Consider the following 239-nt stretch of genomic DNA (forward strand, 5'->3'; position numbering starts at 1 on the left):
GCTCGATCTGGGAAGGCACCAGCAACATCGTCGCGCTCGACGTCGCGCGCGCCGCGCAGCGCGAGCAGGCGCTGGACGCGCTGCGCACGTTCCTCGGCGACCGGCTCGGCGCGGCGCCGCTGCCCGACGCGAGTCGCGCGGCGCTGCGGCGCATTCTCGCGCGCGCCTGCGATGCGCTTGCCCGGGTTGCGGCGGCAGGCGACGACGCGTGCGTGCGGCAGGCCGCGTCGGCGCTGTAC

Annotated in this window: 1 pseudogene; it reads left to right on the top strand. The window is 77.4% G+C overall.

The features are described from left to right. A pseudogene (locus tag SB751_RS34870) lies at window positions 1-239 on the top strand (DNA alkylation response protein); the annotation flags it as partial.

Source organism: Cupriavidus sp. SIMBA_020, from assembly GCF_046535395.1.
GTDB classification, from domain to species: domain Bacteria; phylum Pseudomonadota; class Gammaproteobacteria; order Burkholderiales; family Burkholderiaceae; genus Cupriavidus; species Cupriavidus campinensis.